This is a genomic window from Frankia nepalensis, assembly GCF_016786325.1.
GTDB classification, from domain to species: domain Bacteria; phylum Actinomycetota; class Actinomycetes; order Frankiales; family Frankiaceae; genus Pseudofrankia; species Pseudofrankia nepalensis.
Genome location: NZ_JADWYU010000267.1, coordinates 1 through 5799 on the forward strand (window position 1 = coordinate 1; position 5799 = coordinate 5799).

The following is a 5799-nucleotide window of genomic DNA, read 5'->3' on the forward strand; positions in this document are numbered from 1 at the left end:
GGGCCCCCCCCCCCCCCCCCGCGCCGGGGGACCCGCCGGCGCGGCCACGGCGCGCTCAGACGGTGGCCGCGACTCCCATGACCTGGGTGAGGTTGCCGCCCATGATCTTGGCGGTTTCCTCCTCGGTGAGGCCCGGCGGCAGGTGGTCGACGAACGAGCACGGCTCGGCGAGGCCTTCGGGGTGGGGGTAGTCCGAGCCGAACATGACGTGGTCGACACCCATGATCTGGATCAGCTGGGCGAGGTCGTCCTCGTGGAAGGGGCTGATGTAGACGTTGCGCTTGATGGTCTCGACCGGGTGCTCGTCGAACGCCTGCGGCATCTTCTTGTAGGCGTCGCCCAGCCGGGTGAACAGCCCGGGCAGCCACTCGCTGCCGGCCTCGACCACCGCGACCTTCAGGTTCGGGAACTTGGAGAAGACGTTGTTGCAGGCGAGCGCGGCCAGGGAGTCCTCCAGCGGCCGGAAGCCCACCGAGACCAGGCCGAACGCGTTCGGCCGGAACGGCAGCATCTCCGACGGGCCGGTCCAGTCGCCCAGGTAGCGCGAGTAGCCGCTGTCGGAGGAGTGCATGGCCACCAGCACCCCGGCGTCCTCGGCGGCCTTCCAGAACGGGTCGAACTCCTCGTGCGCGAACGAGCGCGAGCCGCGGAAGCCGGGCACCGGCGCGGGGCGGACCAGGACGACCTTCGCGCCGCGCTCGACGACCCACTCCAGCTCCCTGAGCGCCTTCTCGACGATCGGCAGGGTGATGACCGGGGTTGAGAAGATCCGGCCCTGGTAGTCGAACATCCACTCCTCGTAGATCCACTCGTTGAGCGAGTGGATCGCGGCGTGGGTGAGCTCCGGGTCGTCGCGCATCCGCTCCTCGAGCAGGCTGGCGAGCGTCGGGAACATCAGCGCCCGGTCCACCCCGAGCTCGTTCATCAGCTCCAGGCGGGGTGCCGGCTCGCGGAAGGCCGGAATGGAGCGCATCGGCTTGCCGAAAATCTCCCGGTACGACTTTCCTTCCGGGTTGCCGTTGCGGAAGTAGTCCTCCTGCGCGCCGGGTCGCGCCACCACGTCGAACGTGGGGTTCGGGATGTAGTCGCTGATCTGGCCCCGAATCGCGATCTTTGTGCGGCCCTTCACCTCGACGTAGTCGATCGCGGACGCGTACGGCGCCGGCAGGTGCCGGGTGAACGCGTCGCGGGTCTCGTACAGGTGGTTGTCCGCGTCGAAGACAGGAAAGCTCAAACGACCGCCCATGGCGACTCATGCCCTTCCGCTCGGGTGCTGCCCCAGAAGCCCTGAATGCCAGCCGGGAGGTCCCCGTCCGGACGTGGCTCGCGGCCGGCCGCGCCGACCTCGGGGCGGGCAGACCAGCCATGCTGAGCGACCGCCCAACTTCATGCCTAACACCCGTAGATCGCCCGGTCAAGCGACCAACCGGGCCGGGCCGGAACGACTCCCCGACCGCGCGGCCGACAGCCTCGCCACGCGCGGCCCGCTCCCGACGGCCCCAGGCCCCGGCTCCCATGGCCCCTCGCCGCCGCGTGCCCCCGCGAAAACCCTCGGCCTCCGCCCCAGCATCCCGGTGGGGCGAGCCCCGGCCGGGCGACCGGTTGACCCGGGGCCGCCGCACGGGTTAGGCAAAACAGTTAGACACATTTCAGCGTTGGTTCGGCGACGCCCGACCGGAATTCACGCGCAGACGCAGAGGGGTCTCATGTCCGACGTCTCGATGATCATTGGTGGGGAGCGGCGGGCCGCTCCGTCGACGTTCGGCGTCGTCAACCCCGCGACCGGCGCGGTGCACGCCGACGCGCCCGACTGCTCCCGACAGCAACTCGACGAGGCGTTCGACGCCGCCGCGAAGGCCTTCGTCGACTGGCGCAAGGACGAGGGCGCGCGCCGGGCCGCGCTGCGGGAGGCCGCGGCGCGGCTCGCCGCGGCGGCCGACCGCATCGGCCCGGTACTGACCGCCGAACAGGGCAAACCCCTCAAGGCCGCCACCATGGAGCCCTACGCCGCCAGCATGTGGCTGAAGTACTTCGCCGACCTGGAGATCGGCCGCGAGGTCATCCAGGACGACAAGCGCGCCTACGCCGAGGTCGTCCGCCGCCCCCTGGGCGTCGTCGCCGCCATCACCCCATGGAACTTCCCGATCGTGCTGTCAGCCTGGAAGATCGGCCCAGCACTGCTCGCCGGCAACACCATGGTCCTCAAACCCTCCCCCTACACCCCGCGCAGCACCCTGCTGATGGGCGAGATCCTCGCCGAGGTACTCCCACCCGGCGTCCTCAACGTCGTCTCCGGCGGCGACGAACTCGGCCGCTGGATGACCGCCCACCCAACCCCCCGCAAGATCAGCTTCACCGGGTCGGTCGCGACCGGCAAGCACATCGCCGCCGCCGCCGCCCCCGACCTCAAGCGGGTCACCCTGGAACTCGGCGGCAACGACCCCGCGATCCTGCTCGACGACGTCGACCCCGCCGCCATCACCGAGAAGCTCTTCCGCGGCGCCTTCGACAACAACGGCCAGATCTGCTCGGCCATCAAACGGCTCTACGTCCCCGAAGCAATCCACGACGACGTCGTCGACGCCCTCGCCGCCCGCGCCGCGGCGGTCAAGGTCGGCGACGGCATGGACCCGGCGACCGAACTCGGCCCCGTCCAGAACCGCCCCCAGTTCGAACGGGTCAGCGGCCTCGTCGCCGACGCGCTCGCCAGCGGCGCGAAGGCCGCCACCGGCGGCGCCCCCCTCGACGGCCCCGGATACTTCTTCCAACCCACCATCCTCACCGGCGCCGCCGAAGGCACCCGCATCGTCGACGAGGAGCAGTTCGGCCCCGCGCTGCCCGTCATCGCCTACCGCGACCTCGACGACGTCGTCGCCCGCGCCAACGCGACCACCTTCGGCCTGTCCGGCTCCGTGTGGTCCACCGACCCCGACCGGGCCGCCGCCGTCGCCGAACAACTCGAGTGCGGCACCGCCTGGGTCAACACCCACGTCGCCCTCGGCCCACACCAGCCCTTCGGCGGCTTCAAATGGAGCGGCCTCGGCGTCGAGAACGGCCCCTGGGGCCTCGCCGGCTTCACCGAGATCCAGGTCCAGTACCGCGCCAAGAACTGACCCACCACCACCGCCCGCTCCCGGCCCACCAGTCCGGGAGCGGGCGGGAACCAGTCGCGCCAAGCGCGCCGTCCCCGACGCACCCGGCACGACCGATCGAGAGCCTCCGGCCGCGGCCGGAACTTCGTCAGGTGGTCGTCCCGCGGGTGCCGGCGCCGCGGTCGTCGAGCACAAGCGGCGCGCGGCCGTCGACGGTATAGCCGACGCGCGTTACCCGCAGGGTGCGCACGACCCAGGTCGGTGTCAGCTCGATCCCTCGTCCCGCGCCGCCTGGAGCCCGGAGCCGGGCCTCCGTCGAGTCCAGTCCGGAGTTGACCAGTACCGACCAGGGACCATACTGTCGCACCCAACAGCCTCTGAGCCGACAGACCGCCCGGGCCGGGGCGATCGTGCCGGACCGGACGGCGCCTGAGGGGTGCGACGCGGCAGACGGCCGCGGCCGCCGGACCGGGCGACCACCTACAGCAACTATCGCCTTCGCAGTAGGATTGGGCGTGGCCGTGACCAAGGTGTCGCTGACGCTGGACTCCGATCTACTTCGGGAGGCTCGCGAGCGGGTCGGGCCACGAGAGCTTTCCGCCTATGTAAATGCCGCGCTGCGGCAGCGGCTGCAGCATGACCGTCTGGCCGAGTTCCTCGCCGCGGCCGACGAGGAGGCAGGCCCCCTCCCGGAGGGGGACATCGAGGAGGCACGCCGGTGGTTCCGGCCGTGACGAGGCGGCACCCACCTAGCGGTCAGCCCGGAGTCCCGTTCGTGCTCGACACCGGCGCGGTGATCGCGCTGTCCCGGCTCGACAAGTCCGCGCGAACCCTGCTCGCCGGCGCGCTGCGCGAGCAGTCCCAGGTCTGGGTTCCCGCTCCGGTCATCACCGAACTGGTCCGGGGCGACCAGAGACGGGACGTGGCCGTCAACCGGGTGCTGAAGGCCCTTGGCGACGTCCATCCGCTCGACGAGCCGCTCGCGCGGGACGCCGGCCGGCTGCTCGCCGGCGGTGGCACGGCGGTGGACGCCATGGTCGTGGCGACCGCGCAGCGCGTGGCGGGCGCCGGTCCAGTGGTGATCATGACCAGCGACCCCCGCGACATCACGGCACTCGTCGCGGACGACCCACGCGTGCGGGTCGCGGTGGTCTGACGCGGCGCCGGCCGGCTTCACCAGGCCCAGGCGACGCCGAACCAACCTCGTCCTCCTGTTCCGGATTCTCTTCCCTCGTTCCGGTCCAGCGCCGACAGTCGCGACCCGCGTACGGCCCGACGCGTCGCCGAACGACCACCCCAGCGCGTGCCGCGCGATCGCCTTCGAAGCCGCGTGACGGCGACGGCCGGGTGGCCCGAAACCTTGGCCGCCCGCCTCGGGCCCAGCGCCAAGGCCGCCATCGCGCCGCCTCGCTGTCCAGCCCGTCCAGCTGGTCGAGCCCCGCGTGGATGACGCGCGCTCGCCGCTGACGGACCCGGGTGCGGACGCGTCAGAAGGCGTGCAGCCTCGCCACACAGCCGCTATGTTGTACTGAGTTTAAAAAATCGGCCCGACCCGCGGAGGCGAGCGTGACGTATCGAGTCATCCAATGGGCACCCGGCGTGGTCGCCAGGGAGGCGGTGGCCGGGGTGGTGGGCCATCCCGACCTGGAGCTGACGGGCGCCTGGGTCCACTCGGCGGACAAGGACGGCCGCGACGTCGGCGAGCTCTGCGGATTAGACCCACTGGGCGTGCTGGCGACCCGCGACAAGGACGCGCTGCTCGCCACCGACGCGGACTGCGTCTGCTTCACGGTCGGCCGCAACTGGGTGGAGGACCCGACCGAGTCGTTCGAGGACCTGCTGCGGATCCTCCGGTCGGGCAAGAACGTCGTGAACCTGTGGTGGCCGACGCTGGTATATCCGCGCGCGCTGGCCGGCGACTTCTACAAGGACCTCGAGAAGGCCTGCCTCGAGGGCGGGACGTCCTTCTGCACCGTGGGCATGGACCCCGGCTATGGAACCGCGGGACTCGCGCTGTCCGCGCTCACCCTGGTGCGCGAGGTCAGCAGTGTGCACATGTACCAGGTCATGAACAACGCCCACTGGGAAGGCCCGGGAATCACCAAGTTCTTCGGGTTCGGCCAGCGCGACAGCGCGGCGTCGCCCATCCTGCGGCCCGGCGTGACCACGAACTACCACGCGACGACCCTGCACCTGCTGGCGGACGCCATCGGCACGGAGATCGAGGAGATCGTCGAGGACCACAGCGTCATCTACGCCGACGAGGCCTTCGAGATCGCGTCGGGTTCGATCCCCGCGGGGACGATCTCCGGTGTCCGGTACCGGGTCAAGGGCATGGTCGGCGGCCAGGCCCGGGTTGTCGTGGAGCATGTCGAACGGCTGCGGGAAGAGGACTTCCCGGAGCTGGAGTTCCGCGGCGACGGCTACCGGGCCGAGGTGACCGGCCTGCCCAGCATCCGCCTGGACATGACCGTGTCCGCGCCTCCCGACTACACCGGCGACCCCGTGGCCGTCGCCTCGGCGATGAGCGTCGTCAACGCGATCCCCCGGGTCTGCGCCGCTCCCCCGGGAGTCCTCTCCCTGCTCGACCTTCCGCCGTTCCCCTCGAAGAATTCCGGCACCCGGAACTAACGCGTTTCTCGCGGGTCTCGTCTCGAGGTCTCCCCCGCCGGATCCGATCGTGATCGGAGCGCCCAGGATCCGGCGG

6 protein-coding genes are annotated in these 5799 nt (G+C 71.0%); 4 read left to right on the forward strand and 2 right to left on the reverse strand.

Annotated features, from left to right (window positions below; translation table 11 throughout):
- Positions 1-55: 55 nt before the first annotated feature.
- Positions 56-1246 (reverse strand): amidohydrolase family protein, encoded by a 1191-nt coding sequence (locus I6A81_RS39975; protein ID WP_203007709.1) that lies wholly within the window; start codon positions 1244-1246, stop codon positions 56-58.
- Between the two features lie 460 nt (positions 1247-1706).
- On the opposite strand from I6A81_RS39975, the gene I6A81_RS39980 reads away from it, so the two are divergent.
- On the forward strand, positions 1707-3113 hold the full coding sequence (locus I6A81_RS39980; RefSeq protein ID WP_203007710.1) for an aldehyde dehydrogenase family protein: 1407 nt from the start codon (positions 1707-1709) through the stop codon (positions 3111-3113).
- Positions 3114-3240: 127 nt separating this feature from the next.
- On the opposite strand, the gene I6A81_RS39985 is transcribed toward I6A81_RS39980, so the two are convergent.
- Positions 3241-3459, reverse strand: coding sequence for a hypothetical protein (locus I6A81_RS39985; RefSeq protein WP_203007711.1), 219 nt, complete (start codon positions 3457-3459; stop codon positions 3241-3243).
- 148 nt (positions 3460-3607) lie between these two features.
- On the opposite strand from I6A81_RS39985, the gene I6A81_RS39990 reads away from it, so the two are divergent.
- The 3 genes from I6A81_RS39990 (at position 3608) to I6A81_RS45955 (ending at position 5723) form a co-directional block, all read left to right on the forward strand.
- Positions 3608-3826: a hypothetical protein gene (locus tag I6A81_RS39990; protein ID WP_203007712.1), complete on the forward strand. Its 219-nt coding sequence runs from the start codon at positions 3608-3610 to the stop codon at positions 3824-3826.
- A gap of 41 nt (positions 3827-3867) precedes the next feature.
- Positions 3868-4248 (forward strand): PIN domain-containing protein, encoded by a 381-nt coding sequence (locus I6A81_RS39995; protein ID WP_203010485.1) that lies wholly within the window; start codon positions 3868-3870, stop codon positions 4246-4248.
- Positions 4249-4658: 410 nt separating this feature from the next.
- Positions 4659-5723 (forward strand): NAD(P)H-dependent amine dehydrogenase family protein, encoded by a 1065-nt coding sequence (locus I6A81_RS45955; protein WP_203007714.1) that lies wholly within the window; start codon positions 4659-4661, stop codon positions 5721-5723.
- The last annotated feature ends 76 nt before the right edge of the window (positions 5724-5799 follow it).